This window comes from Thalassospira sp. ABD4_177, assembly GCF_056160125.1.
In genome coordinates this window covers 1524037-1536588 of sequence record NZ_JBSWWO010000001.1, presented here as the reverse complement: position 1 = coordinate 1536588, position 12552 = coordinate 1524037, and the positions used below count along the sequence as shown (strand labels likewise).

The 12552-nt window shown below is 56.2% G+C and carries 13 protein-coding genes; 7 read left to right on the top strand and 6 right to left on the bottom strand.

The annotated features are described in order from the left end of the window. Positions 1 to 228 precede the first annotated feature (228 nt). The gene (locus ACXAF0_RS07040) at positions 229 to 1173 is read left to right on the top strand and encodes a TIGR02285 family protein (protein WP_475345175.1); all 945 of its coding nucleotides are present in this window, start codon (positions 229 to 231) and stop codon (positions 1171 to 1173) included. Between the two features lie 48 nt (positions 1174 to 1221). On the opposite strand, the gene pssA is transcribed toward ACXAF0_RS07040, so the two are convergent. The 4 genes from pssA to ACXAF0_RS07020 all read right to left on the bottom strand — a co-directional run bounded on the left by pssA (position 1222) and on the right by ACXAF0_RS07020 (position 5305). Next, positions 1222 to 2082, bottom strand: coding sequence for a CDP-diacylglycerol--serine O-phosphatidyltransferase (pssA, locus tag ACXAF0_RS07035; RefSeq protein WP_475345174.1), 861 nt, complete (start codon positions 2080 to 2082; stop codon positions 1222 to 1224). After that, positions 2082 to 2804: a phosphatidylserine decarboxylase gene (locus ACXAF0_RS07030; RefSeq protein ID WP_475345173.1), complete on the bottom strand. Its 723-nt coding sequence runs from the start codon at positions 2802 to 2804 to the stop codon at positions 2082 to 2084. Before ACXAF0_RS07030 ends, pssA begins: the two co-directional genes overlap by 1 nt. A gap of 166 nt (positions 2805 to 2970) precedes the next feature. Beyond that, a complete protein-coding gene (locus ACXAF0_RS07025; RefSeq protein ID WP_475345172.1) occupies positions 2971 to 4113 on the bottom strand; it encodes an Ig-like domain-containing protein in 1143 nt (380 codons plus the stop codon). A 220-nt stretch (positions 4114 to 4333) separates the two neighbouring features. Continuing rightward, on the bottom strand, positions 4334 to 5305 hold the full coding sequence (locus tag ACXAF0_RS07020) for a hypothetical protein (RefSeq protein ID WP_475345171.1): 972 nt from the start codon (positions 5303 to 5305) through the stop codon (positions 4334 to 4336). 356 nt (positions 5306 to 5661) lie between these two features. Between ACXAF0_RS07020 and ACXAF0_RS07015 the strand changes: the two genes are divergently transcribed. Then, positions 5662 to 6246 carry an LOG family protein gene (locus tag ACXAF0_RS07015; RefSeq protein ID WP_475345170.1) on the top strand — a complete coding sequence of 195 codons (585 nt, stop codon included), beginning with the start codon at positions 5662 to 5664 and terminating at the stop codon, positions 6244 to 6246. Between the two features lie 19 nt (positions 6247 to 6265). On the opposite strand, the gene ACXAF0_RS07010 is transcribed toward ACXAF0_RS07015, so the two are convergent. Further along, a complete protein-coding gene (locus ACXAF0_RS07010; RefSeq protein WP_475345169.1) occupies positions 6266 to 6415 on the bottom strand; it encodes a hypothetical protein in 150 nt (49 codons plus the stop codon). Between the two features lie 85 nt (positions 6416 to 6500). Here ACXAF0_RS07010 and ACXAF0_RS07005 point away from each other — a divergent pair, with 85 nt between their 5' ends. The 5 genes from ACXAF0_RS07005 to ACXAF0_RS06985 all read left to right on the top strand — a co-directional run bounded on the left by ACXAF0_RS07005 (position 6501) and on the right by ACXAF0_RS06985 (position 11529). Then, positions 6501 to 7286 (top strand): DeoR/GlpR family DNA-binding transcription regulator, encoded by a 786-nt coding sequence (locus ACXAF0_RS07005; protein WP_475345168.1) that lies wholly within the window; start codon positions 6501 to 6503, stop codon positions 7284 to 7286. After that, on the top strand, positions 7283 to 8407 hold the full coding sequence (locus tag ACXAF0_RS07000) for an ABC transporter ATP-binding protein (RefSeq protein WP_475345167.1): 1125 nt from the start codon (positions 7283 to 7285) through the stop codon (positions 8405 to 8407). The genes ACXAF0_RS07005 and ACXAF0_RS07000 overlap by 4 nt, the downstream gene beginning before the upstream one ends. Positions 8408 to 8423: 16 nt before the next feature. Further along, positions 8424 to 9689, top strand: a complete 1266-nt coding sequence (locus ACXAF0_RS06995; RefSeq protein ID WP_475345166.1) for an ABC transporter substrate-binding protein — start codon at positions 8424 to 8426, stop codon at positions 9687 to 9689. 101 nt (positions 9690 to 9790) lie between these two features. Continuing rightward, positions 9791 to 10684, top strand: a complete 894-nt coding sequence (locus tag ACXAF0_RS06990) for a carbohydrate ABC transporter permease (RefSeq protein WP_475345165.1) — start codon at positions 9791 to 9793, stop codon at positions 10682 to 10684. Beyond that, entirely contained in the window at positions 10681 to 11529 is an 849-nt protein-coding gene (locus ACXAF0_RS06985; protein ID WP_475345164.1) for a carbohydrate ABC transporter permease, read from the top strand. Before ACXAF0_RS06990 ends, ACXAF0_RS06985 begins: the two co-directional genes overlap by 4 nt. A gap of 21 nt (positions 11530 to 11550) precedes the next feature. Here ACXAF0_RS06985 and ACXAF0_RS06980 read toward each other — a convergent pair whose 3' ends face one another. Next, complete coding sequence (locus ACXAF0_RS06980) at positions 11551 to 12462, bottom strand: LysR family transcriptional regulator (RefSeq protein WP_475345163.1); 912 nt, start codon at positions 12460 to 12462, stop codon at positions 11551 to 11553. Positions 12463 to 12552: the final 90 nt, after the last annotated feature.

Genomic DNA, 12552 nt, shown 5'->3' with positions numbered 1-12552 from the left:
TACACCGGCCCCCTTCCCCGGGGGCCGGTTCCTTTTTAGGCCCATTCCCAACCATATTTCAGGCCGTCAAGATTGGCGGCGCGTTGCACATTCAAACATTATAACTATATGCATTTAAAATTCGACGATCGCGTGAAAACGGCCTGAAATACACTCTTTCCTAAGAATTCTGGAAGTATCTTAAACGCATTCTTGGGAACTGTTTTCTGGCGCAAGCAAAGGTTATGCATGGCAAGGGCTTATTGGCATAAGGCACGATCAAAGGCATTTGCAATTGCCTGCGCCATAAGCGCGCTCGCGTTGCTGACGCCCGAATATGCAACGGCTCAGAACACTAAAGAAGATCAATCCTTTATCTGGACGGTTCCGGCCTTTGCCCCCGCTTTCATCACCGAGGGTGAAACACTTAGTGGCTATGCGGCGGATACCCAGAACTGGTTCGCCGCCCAGTTGCCGCAATATGATCACAGCGTCCTTCATGTGCCGCTTGCCCGCCTTCTGGCCGAAATGAAAAACGGCGAAGGCGCCCTGCGGTGTTCGACAACACTGATCCCCACCCCTGAGCGGCGCAACTACATCACCTTTGCCAAGACAGTTCTGCTGCATCTGCCAATTTCGGTAGTCATTCAGGCGTCTGACGAAGACCGCTTTGCCCCGTACCTTAATGCGGAAGGCCATGTTGAGCTTGATGCGCTTCTGGCAGACGAAAAACTTTCGACAGCTGTCCGCCTTGGTCGCGCCTATGGCACTCATGTCGATGAGCACCTGAACCGCTACCGGAATGCAAAGCAGGTCATGCAGGTTGCTGATGACACCAAGTTCCTGCGCATGCTTGCACTCGACCGGATCGACTGGACACTGTATTTCCCGTCAGAAGCCGAATATTACCGCCGGCAGAAAACACCTGATCTGGAGATCAAGGCGCTGCCGATCGCCGGAAACACAACCCTGCTGGAAGCCACGATTGGCTGTGCGAAAACGTCGCTTGGCAAAAAGGCCGTTGCCGAGATCAATGCCATCATAGATCAAAACCCCACCATGCCCTGGACAGAGTATTATGCCCAGTGGCTCAGCCCCAATGACCGTGAATGGTTCAACGCTGCGCGCGACCAATTTATCCATTCCGAACATTTCGAAACCCGGCTGGAATACAGCCCGTCCGCGGCACAATGAACACAAAAAAAGCCGGCAACTCTGCCGGCTTTTAATGTGATCTGATGATCAGTTCTGATGGACGCGATTTAGTCCCTCGTCGGGATCGTCATCGGGTTCACCATCATCATCTTCTTCATCTTCCTTGTCCTGACGCTGCTGGTTTTCGACCCCCATACGGCGATACGACCGATATGACAGCGGCATGGTGATAAAATAGATCGCGGCAATGGCCGAAAGGGTCAGCCACGGCGAGGACACCAGAAACGCCACCGACGCCCCAAATGCCAGCATCAGGGGCAAGACCCAGGCGCGCGGTACCTTGACCTTCTTGAAGCTAAAGGTCGGCAGACGCGACACCATCAGGCACGCGATAATCACACCATAGGGTGCAACGATATACGGGCTGTCAAAAATGCCTTCGCCAAACTGGAAGGTCAGAACAATCGGCCACATGGCAAGGGCGGCAGCCGCCGGTGCCGGAACCCCGGTAAAGAACCGGTAGGCCCATGTCGGCAGTTCAGGCTCGCCCAGCATCTGGGTATTGAAGCGTGCAAGACGCAGCATCATGCAGACCGCAAACAGAAGCGACAAGGCCCAGCCAATGCCACCGAACTCATGCAGCGACCAGAAATACAGCATCATCGCCGGGGCAACGCCAAAGCAGACAAAGTCCGACAGGCTGTCGAGTTCGCCGCCAAAGCGGCTGGATGCATTGAGCATGCGGGCAAGGCGACCATCAAGGCCATCAATAATCCCTGCAATCAGAATGGCGGCAACGGCGGCTTCCCAACGATCCTGCATCGCAAAGCGGATCGAGGTCAGACCAGCACACATCCCCATGATCGTCGCAACGTTCGGCACCAGCCGGGTCAGCGACAGCGCCTTGAAGCGACGGGGACGACGAACGGGTTCGATGCCGCCTGCCATTATCGGATCTCCCCGACTGCGGCGTCCTTATCCTTGACTGAGACATCAGCAAGAACGGTTTCACCGGCAATCGTCGTTTGCCCGACAATCACGTTGGGCGAGACACCTTCGGGCAGATAGACATCCACGCGCGAGCCAAAGCGGATCAGACCAAAACGCTCGCCCGCCTTAAGGATCGAGCCGGTGCCGACATCACACAGGATACGGCGCGCAACCAGACCGGCGATCTGGACAACACCAAACTCACGGCCTTCCTTGTCACGCACCAGAAGGATCTGGCGTTCGTTGTTTTCCGATGCCTTGTCGAGTTCGGCATTGACGAACTTGCCAGGCACATAGGCCTCGCCAATGATCTCGCCATTGACCGGGCAGCGGTTCACATGGACGTTGAACACATTCATGAAGATCGACACACGCGTGCGCGGGGTCTTGTCATCAAGTTCGAGTTCCTTGGGCAGCGGCGCCTGCGAAATCATGCAAACACGGCCGTCTGCCGGGGAAATCACCAGATTTTCATCGGTGGGCGTAATACGATCCGGGTCGCGGAAGAAATACGCGCACCAAAGTGTCAGGATCACGCCGATCCAGCCCAGCGGTTCCGCAATCAGGAACAAGCCCACAGTGATCGCTGCGAAGATTGCAACGAATTTCCAGCCTTCCGGATTGATCGGCACAAGAACGGATTTCAAAGTCTTAATTCCCTGGTTGCCATGGTTGGGCATATCAATTCGGTACCCTTGGTACCGTGCGGGCGCTTACCTAGCATCTAGTGATGACAAAGGGCAACGCAACCCGCGTCAAACTGTTTGGCCCCAAACTTGGTTTCATACGTAAAAGGAGCAAAACACACTTACCATGTGCTTTGCCCCTCGCAAAGAAAAGTGATGCTTATTGCTGAATTTCTTCGTTCGGCAGTGCAAAAATCTGCCCCGGATAAATCAGATCAGGATCACGGATCTGGTTGCGATTCTGATGATAGATCACCCAGTATTTCAGGCCCTCGCCATAGGTGCGGCGCGCAATGCGCCACAGGCTGTTGCCCGGCTGAACGACATAGCGTGACCCCGGCTCCAGAATTTGTTCTGGTCGTGCCCGCTCAAACGGAATTTCAACACGTGCGGTCACGTTCCCTGAACTATCAAGCTGATCGGCGCGCATGGTGTAATTGCCCGGCTCAATCGGCTCACCAATGGTCAGCGCCCAATTGCCGTTTTCATCGGCCGGTGCGGTGCCGACATGCTTATTATCAAGATAGATCCGAACCGTGTGATCAAGATCCGCTTTGCCCGACATCGCAACGCGGCCTTCGGTGTCGTAATCGACGATATCAATCGACAGACGTGGCAGATTTGCATCCGGTGTTTCGGTTTTTTCCGTGGCAGATGCAGCCTCTGGTGCCGGGCCCTGCATGACGGTTGCCGCACCTTCGCCTTCGGCCGGGACCTTAAGCGCGATGATCGGCTGCTCTTCTTCTGCCGGTTCGTCAGACGGTGCGGCTTCGCCTTGGTCTGCCTCGGCGGTTTCGGTCGGCGCATCCGTGGTTGCGGCTTCCGTTTCCGTCGCGGCGGCCGGTGCTTCTTCCTCGGGGATCAGAACAACGATCTTGTCTTCGGCCTTGGCGACATTGCCGGTTTCGTCTTCGGCCTCAAGCGACAATTCGCGATCACCGCTTGCCAGTGGCTTGCTTGGCAGAACGACCCATTCGCCGCGTTCGTCGGCTGTGGCTTCGCCAATCACCTCATCGCCTTCGCGGATACGAACCGTGCTGTTCGGTTCGGCACGACCGGCGATAACGGCATTGCCGTCCGGACCGATGCGCACGACATCAAAGCTTGGATTGGAAATTTCGGGCGCTGCGGTGTCCGGCTCGGATGCCGGTTCGCTTGGCGTCGTTTCAGTGGTAACTGCAGGCGCCTGGGTTACTGCCGGTGCGGTTTCTTCGTCCGCACTTTTGGTCAGCATGTAATTCAGCGCAATTGCTGCAATGATCAGTACAACGCCGACTATGACGAGGATATAGGGTCGCTTCACCGGAAATATCCTTGAACGATGTTTATGGTTATTCGACTTCCACTCAAGACATTGAAATTGTTTGCCATATTCCCCTCAAACAACCCGTCCGAGCACGTTAATTAGAAACTTGTACTACTTTCAGCGCGCAGTTTCCATAACGTAACGAACAAACGATACCGCGCAACCGTTAGGCAAAGATGAAGAGAATCAGTCTACTCGCCCCAAGTCAACCTTCGCCTCAAACGGCTCTGGCCGCCATTTCGGCCCCGACATAGGCAACAAGGGCGGCCATGATCAGCGGCAAAGCAAGCACACCGACCTTGATCACACTGCCCAACAGCACCGCCTGCGCTGGATTATCCCCCGGCAAATGCGCAGCCAGACGAACCGATGCCTGACGCCCCGACACCACCAGCAGCAACACCGCAAAGGCAAGGCAGGATGCTGGCACAATGATCATCGCACTGGCAGCCCCTGCCATCAGCGCCCCGACCACGCCAAGCCAGACCGCCACACGGTATTGTGGTGCAGCCTTTTCCGAAATCAGGGCCACGATCAACGCCACCGTCAGGGCGGCCTGCAAGACAACAAAATCAGTTAACCCGAACTGATAAACGATAATCCCCTGCCCCAGGGCCAAGGTCATCAGAACCGCCACCGGCCCCGGCTTGGCCAAGGCAACAATATCCACGGCCGCATCCGCCTTGCTTGCTTTGGCCTTGGCGGTTTTGGTCTTTTTGCCCTTGGTTGGTTTGGCGGTGTCATCGTCATCTTCGGAGAAATCCGGGCGCGTTACCCACAGGAAGCAGCCACCAACACTCAAAAACGCCAGCCAGGCGATGATCTGGATCGCACCGGGATGGTATGAAAGCCCACTGATCGGGGCTGCCAGCACCAGCCAGGCGCCCAGCAACAAGATCACCCCGGCAACGCCCAGCGATATGCGTTCTGACAGGCGCGAAAAATCCATAATCGCGCCGCAAACACCCCCAAGCACAAGCATCAAAAGTGCTGCCCCCACACCGCCGCGTGCGGTTTCGGGCAATCCGATGGCCGCTGGCACCGCCACGGCAACCGCCGGAATGACGGCGCCCAAGACAAGACGGCGCGCAATCGCGCGTTCCAGCCCCAGCCACAAGGCCAGCATCAGAACGGCGGCAATAATGCCCGATATCACAATGGCGAGAATGAATGGACTGTCGACAAACACGTTGGGCGGTCCTGCCTTCTTTTTATGGTTACGCTGAATACAGTGCGAGATCTACCCATCCCACAATCAGGTTCAGAACTTGTTAACCCTGCGACAAAAAGCGCGCGATCTGCGGGTTTCCAAGCCTTGATCATCTTTGCCATGACCTGTTGGCAAGATTACGGCCAAAGACGATCAAATCAGGGCACCGGCAAATCAGGGCACGGGCATGTCACTTAAATTTCAGATGCTGCCATGCGGAAATTACTGCCACAGATGCGATTTGATCGGTTATGGTCGCTTTCCGTACGGGATGATGCGCAAGCCACTTGCGCCGTCCCGCTACCTGCGAAACAAGAAACACAAGGCAGGTCGCCATGACAAAAGTAAAATCAATCTGTGTCTTTTGCGGTGCTTCAGACGGCAAGGATCCGCGACACATGGAAAATGCCATCGCCTTTGGCAAGATGATGGCCGAACGCGATATCACGCTGGTCTATGGCGGGGGGCGCATCGGTCTGATGGGGGCCGTGGCAGATGGCGTCATGCAAAATGGCGGAACGGTGGTTGGCATCATTCCGGCCCATCTCGATGATATCGAAGTCGGCCATACCGGCTTGTCCGAACTGATCGTTTGCAAATCCATGCATGAACGCAAGGTCGAGATGTTCAAACGATCCGATGCCTTCGTCACCCTTGCCGGTGGCCTGGGCAGTCTCGATGAGGCATTTGAGGCCATGACCCTGCGCCAGCTTGGCATTCATGACAAGCCGATGGTGTTCCTCAATGCGCTGGGCTATTGGGACAAGTGCTTTGACATGATTGATGGCATCATCGAGGACGGCTTTGCCCGCCCAAGCCACAAGAACCTGTATACGGTCGCCGATACCCTTGATGAAGTGTTCGAACAGCTTGCGGCCGAGCCCGCCCCGCGCTTTGATCCGCGTGAAAAACTGTTCTGATCAACGCCTGACGCGATACTCACCTTTCAAGACGCCGTCCGATCAAGATCGGGCGGCGTTTTTTGTTACAGCCCCGTCCTGCACGGATAGGGTTGCGTTCGATGTTCGTTTGAGCATCACGTAAAAATCCTTTGTTTTCCGGGCCGTTCGCCGCCGTCGGAATATTCATATGAATGTCATGCTTCTGAAATCTTAGTGACAACGAAGCCGCGTATGATCGCTTCAATGTTCAAAACAACAAATTGAACGATCAAATGAATATTTCTGCGCGACAACGCGACATCATCGATATCCTGCGCCGTGACAGCTTTGTCTCCATCGACAAGCTGGCCGAGCATTTTGACGTTACGCCGCAAACCGTGCGGCGCGACGTCAATATGTTAAGTGACGCCAATCTGGTGCGCCGTCGCCATGGCGGCGTCGAATATGCCGGTGAGCCGGGCATGAACCTGTCCTATGACAGCCGCCAGGTCACCAATATCGCCGCCAAACATGCCATATCCCTGCATGTCGCAAGCCTGATCCCAGACGGGGCGTCGATCCTGATCGGGATTGGCAGCACGCTGGAACTGGTCGCGCTCAATCTGGCCGACCATCGCCACCTGACGGTGATTACCAACAACATGAATGCCGCCATGGCGCTGGGCAACAATACCGGCAACCGGATTGTCATTCCCGGCGGCACGCTGCGCCTGCCCGACCGCGACGTCATCAGCCCCGAGGCCGAGGTGATGTTTAACAAATACAAGGTCGATTTCGGTCTGTTTGGCGTTGGCGGGATTGAGCCCGACGGCACCCTGACCGATTTCGACCATCGCGAGGTTTCGCTGCGTCAGGCGATTGCCAGCAATTGCCGCAATTCCATCCTTGTTGCCGATCAATCGAAATTCGGCCGCCCGGCCCCGGCCAAGGGCGGCCACATCACCGACCCCGACCTGATCGTCGTCGATGGTGTTCCCGGCGGCATTTTCGATCCGTTGTTTGACCGCGAAGACGTTCGCGCACGTCTGCAAATTGCCAAAAGCGAAAGTTACGAATGACTGACCAACACCCCTTTATTCGCATCACTTCCGTGTCGCGCGTGTTTGACGGCGGCAATGGCGTGCATGACCTGTCGCTCGACATTCCGCGCGGAAGCTTTGTGGTTCTGTTGGGCCCGTCGGGCTGCGGCAAATCGACAACGCTGCGCCTGATTGCCGGGCTGGAAACCGCTGATCACGGCACCATCACGATTGATGGCAAGGATGTCACCAGCACCCCGCCATCAAAGCGCGGCCTGTCGATGGTGTTTCAATCCTACGCCCTGTTCCCGCACCTGAGTGTGGCTGAAAACATCGTCTTTGGCCTGAAGGTGCGCAAAGCCAAAAAGGACGAGATCAGGACCCGTCTTGAAGATGCCCTGCGTGTGACCGGCCTTAAAGGGTATGAGGACCGCAAACCCGCCCAGCTTTCCGGTGGCCAGCGCCAGCGCGTCGCACTAGCGCGTGCGATTGTCGCCGGTCATCCGCTGTGCCTGATGGATGAGCCTCTTTCAAACCTTGATGCCAAACTGCGCCATGCGGTGCGCAAGGATATCCGCGATCTGCAACAGCGCCTTGGCATTACGGTGGTTTATGTCACCCACGATCAGACAGAAGCCATGAGCATGGCCGATATCGTCATTCTGATGAAGGATGGCCGGATCGAGCAGGTCGGTGATCCAGCCGACCTTTACCTCAAACCCGCCACCGCCTTCGCCGCCGGTTTTGTCGGAAGCCCGCCCATGACGCTTTTACCGGCAGGCGCCCTTCCGGCGTCGGTCATTCCCAAGGACTTTAATGCCAGCAACCTCACCTTTGGCATCCGGCCCGAGGACCTGGTCCTGACCACCGACCTTACAACCGCACCCTGGGGCATTCCTGCGACCGTGACCGGCAGTGAATTTCTGGGTGCGGAGACATTCGTTTTTGTTGCGATCCCGGGCACCGAAGGGGCGACCGCCCGCCTGCCCGGTCGCGTTGAAATTTCGCCCGGGACAGAAGTCTCGCTCAGCTGGGCTGGCGCTGCGGCCCACTGGTTTGATGGCGAAGGCGGTCATCGTCTGACACCGACGGTACCGGGCACATCAGCGCACGATACCAAGATCACCTCTCAACCTGACACTGCAACTTCGACACTTTAACAGGGAACTTTTGTCCATGCGTAACATCGTAACCAGTGCTGCAATCGCAGCCGGATTGATGGCAACGGCGGCAAGCCCGGCCTTTGCCACAACCGAGTTGACCATGTATTACCCGATCGCTGTTGGCGGCCCGCTGACCAACGTCATTGACGGCATGATCGAAGGTTTTGAGTCCGAAAACCCGGATGTCAAAGTCAACGCCATCTATGCCGGCAACTATGACGACACCCGTCTGCGTGCGGTTTCCGCCATCAAAAGCGGCGATCCGGCACAGCTTTCGGTCATGTTCTCGATCGACGTTTATGACCTGATCGAACAGGACCTGATTGTTCCGTTTGATGACGTTGTCAAAACCGCAGAAGACAAGGAATGGCTGAACGGCTTCTATCCGGCACTGATGGCCAACGGTGATGTCGATGGCAAAACCTGGGGCATCCCGTTCCAGCGTTCGACCATTGTCATGTACTACAACAAGGACATGTTCCGCGAAGCCGGTCTTGATCCGGAAATGCCGCCGCAAACCTGGGAAGAACTGGTTTCCACCGGCAAGGCGCTTTCCAAAGACGGCAAATGGGGCCTGATGGTTCCGTCAACCGGGTATCCGTACTGGATGTTCCAGTGCTTTGCCATCCAGAACGGCAAGGAACTGATGAGCGGTGATGGTACCGAAACCTATTTCGATGATCCGGCCGTTGTTGAGGCGCTTCAGTTCTGGCGTGACCTTGCAACCGAAGAAAAAATCATGCCCGAAGGCACCATTGAATGGGGAACCCTGCGTCAGGCCTTCGTTCAGGGTCAGACGGCCATGATGTGGCATTCGACCGGCAACCTGTCGGCGGTCAAACGCGAAGCACAGTTTGATTTCGGCGTTGCCATGCTGCCGAAACACAAACAGCCGGGCTCGCCCACGGGTGGCGGCAACTTCTATCTGTTCAAGGACTCCACTGACGAGCAGAAAGAAGCATCGCTGGCGCTGATCAAATACATGACCTCGCCTGAACGTGCGGCTGAGTGGTCGATTGCCACCGGTTATGTCGGTGTTACCCCGGCAGCCTATGAAACCGATGCACTGAAATCCTATGTCGCGGACTTCCCGCCAGCACTGGTTGCCCGTGATCAGCTCGAAGTTTCGGTTGCTGAATTCTCGACCTATGACACCGCGCGCGTCCGCGAAGGTCTGAACAACGCCATCCAGGCGGCCCTGACCGGCGAGAAAACCCCGGAAGAAGCCCTTGGCGATGCCCAGTCCGAAGCAGAACGTCTTCTGCGGGCCTTCCACTAAGAACTCCCGATCTGCACGCCGAAGCGGGAACACCCCGCTTCGGCACCTTTGTTTGATGATTTTGATTAATTGATTTCTTTGTATTGCAGGACGTGCCGACCATGAACGAAATGGCCCGACTTCAAAAACGCAGGCTTGCGCTTTATGGCTGGATGCTGGCCGCACCGGCATTGGCCCTGATGAGCCTGTTTGCCTTTTACCCGGCCATTGCGACCTTCTGGCACAGCCTGTTTAGCCGGGGCACATCACGCCGCCCGTCTGTCTTTGCCGGGTTTGAAAATTATGGCGACCTGTTTGCCGATCCGACCTTCTGGACGGTTGCGAGCAACAATCTGATTTATGCCGGGGTCACCATCCCGGTTTCGATCATATTTGCGCTGATCATGGCGCTTTGGGCCAATGCCCATATCCCCGCCCGGTCGTTTGTGCGCAGTGCCTATTTCACCCCGACCATTTTGCCGATGATTGCCGCGGCCAATCTGTGGCTGTTTTTCTATACGCCTGATCTTGGCGTCATTGATCAGATTACCGGCTTTTTCGGCGCATCCCCGACCAACTGGCTGGGGCAGCCGGAAACCGCACTGGCATCCGTCATCATCGTGACGATCTGGAAAGAAGCCGGCTTCTTCATGATCTTTTACCTCGCCGCCCTTCAGACCATCCCGCCGGACCTTCGTGAAGCCGCCCGGATCGAGGGGGCTGGGCGTTGGACCTATACAAGGCGGGTGTTGCTGCCGCTTTTGATGCCGACCACGATCTTTGTGTTCGTCAATGCGATGATCAATTCGGTCAAACTGATCGACCACCTGTTCATCCTGACCAAGGGTGGGCCAAACAACGCGTCCAAACTGATCCTGTATTGGATCTGGGAAATGGCATTTGCCTATTTCGACAGCCCGCATGCCGCCGCCATGACCATTCTTGTGTTGCTGGCGCTTGGCCTTGTTGCCGTCGCGCAGTTCCGACTGGTTGAAAAACGGACCCACTACCGATGAAAACAGACACCGCGATTGCAAACACCAAACTCACCCTGCCCGATTTTGACAAGCTGCTTGATACGCTTGGCGCATGGGTTCTGGCGATTGTCTGGATTTCACCATTGCTGTTTGCCGCCTGGGCCGCGTTGCAACCATCGGGCACCGCCCTTGGTCTGGATTTTTCCAACCCGCTGACCTTTGATAACTTCACCTATGTCTGGGGGGCGGTGCCGTGGGGCGGATATTTTGCCAATACCGTGATCCTCGTGACCCTGATCCTCGCCGGTCAGCTGGTGCTGTGTACCCTTGCCGGGTTCGCCTTTGCACGATTTGAATTCAAGGGCCGCGATACGATCTTTATCCTTGTTCTGCTACAGCTGTTTATCCTGCCCGAAGTCCTGATTGTCGAAAACTACGCCATCGTTTCCAAGCTTGGCCTGTTTGACACGGCCCTTGGCATCGGCCTGCCTTATATGGCCAGCGCGTTTGGTATTTTCCTGTTAAGGCAGGCGTTCAAATCGGTCCCGGTCGAGCTTGAAGAAGCCGCACGGATTGAGGGCTGCGGTTGGATGGGGGTTGTGTGGAAGGTCTATGTGCCTGCGGCCAAGCCGGTTTATCTCGCCTATGCGCTGGTCTCGATTGCCACGCACTGGAACAATTTCCTGTGGCCCTTGATTGTGACCAACTCACCGGAAACCAGGCCTCTGACAGTGGGATTGTCACTGTTTGGCGCGCCAGAAACCGGGGTGGATATCTCGGTGATCAGTGCCGCAACCATCATGACCATCGCCCCGCTTTTGATCGCATTCCTGATTTTCCAGCGCCAATTCATTCAGGCGTTCCTGCGCGCTGGCATTCGCTAGAAACGCCACAAACCCGACTGATCACCAGGTGGTATCAAGCACTTCGAACAGGGCAGCGATTGTTGGCGTTTCGCGCTTTCGCTCGGTCGTGACCAGGCTAAGACAGGCCGGGATGGACACCGAATTGCACACCGCAAGACCAAAGGTCTGCTTTTCATGCAGGGCGATGGAATCGCGGCACAAACTAAGCCCCACGCCGGATCGGACCATCTCAAGCATGGATGCCTCCTGATCGACCAGCGCAACCGAGTTTTGCGTGCATTCAAACTCGTCAAATATCCGCCTGAGCAAGCGCGAATGCACCGAGGCATGGGTGGTGCCGATCCAGGGCAGCTTTAACAAAGATGCCCAGTCGGCATTTTCGACCCGGCTTTCCCACCCCACCGGGGCGATGACGCGGTAATTGAAATCGGCCAGTTTTATCGCGTGAATGGCTTCTGACGTCTCGGCGGCGATATCACCGGCCACGTCCGGCCCGCTCAGATAAAACCCGGCATCGATCTGATTGCGCAGCACGCCGGACAGCATATCGCCACTGACCCCGTGCGCCAGTTCGGTCTCGATATCTGGAAAGTCGGTCCGCAGCTGGCTTAACATCCGGCCGAGGCGGATGAATTCCGGATCGACAATGGTGCCAAGCCGCAATTTCCCGCTGATACGGCCAGCACGTTGGCGGGCGCTGCGGCGAAACTCGTCCATGGCGTCAATGACCTGTTCGGCCTTTGTCAGCATGGCTTGACCATCGGCCGTGATCTGCAATCCGGTCGAGGTGCGCTTGAACAGGGTAATTCCTGTTTCCTCGCCAAGACGTTTGATCTGATGACTGATGGCGGGCTGCGTCAGATTAAGCACCGATGCCGCGCGCGAAACACTGCCCTCGCGTGCGACGGTGACAAAAGCCAGCAACATGTTGATGTTCGAAAAGCGGGTCATATAAAAAATAGTAATATTGCTATTCGTATTTTGTCATTAGATTTGTGCATCGCTTCGCGCCTTAATTGAATTTCGGGTTCTGGTCGATTT

Coding starts and splice junctions, on each gene's coding strand:
- ACXAF0_RS07040 (WP_475345175.1), top strand. CDS start 229: ATGGCAAGGGCTTATTGGCATAAGGCACGATCAAAGGCATTTGCAATT.
- pssA (WP_475345174.1), bottom strand. CDS start 2,082: ATGGCAGGCGGCATCGAACCCGTTCGTCGTCCCCGTCGCTTCAAGGCG.
- ACXAF0_RS07030 (WP_475345173.1), bottom strand. CDS start 2,804: ATGCCCAACCATGGCAACCAGGGAATTAAGACTTTGAAATCCGTTCTT.
- ACXAF0_RS07015 (WP_475345170.1), top strand. CDS start 5,662: ATGACAAAAGTAAAATCAATCTGTGTCTTTTGCGGTGCTTCAGACGGC.
- ACXAF0_RS07010 (WP_475345169.1), bottom strand. CDS start 6,415: ATGAATATTCCGACGGCGGCGAACGGCCCGGAAAACAAAGGATTTTTA.
- ACXAF0_RS07005 (WP_475345168.1), top strand. CDS start 6,501: ATGAATATTTCTGCGCGACAACGCGACATCATCGATATCCTGCGCCGT.
- ACXAF0_RS07000 (WP_475345167.1), top strand. CDS start 7,283: ATGACTGACCAACACCCCTTTATTCGCATCACTTCCGTGTCGCGCGTG.
- ACXAF0_RS06995 (WP_475345166.1), top strand. CDS start 8,424: ATGCGTAACATCGTAACCAGTGCTGCAATCGCAGCCGGATTGATGGCA.
- ACXAF0_RS06990 (WP_475345165.1), top strand. CDS start 9,791: ATGAACGAAATGGCCCGACTTCAAAAACGCAGGCTTGCGCTTTATGGC.
- ACXAF0_RS06985 (WP_475345164.1), top strand. CDS start 10,681: ATGAAAACAGACACCGCGATTGCAAACACCAAACTCACCCTGCCCGAT.
- ACXAF0_RS06980 (WP_475345163.1), bottom strand. CDS start 12,462: ATGACCCGCTTTTCGAACATCAACATGTTGCTGGCTTTTGTCACCGTC.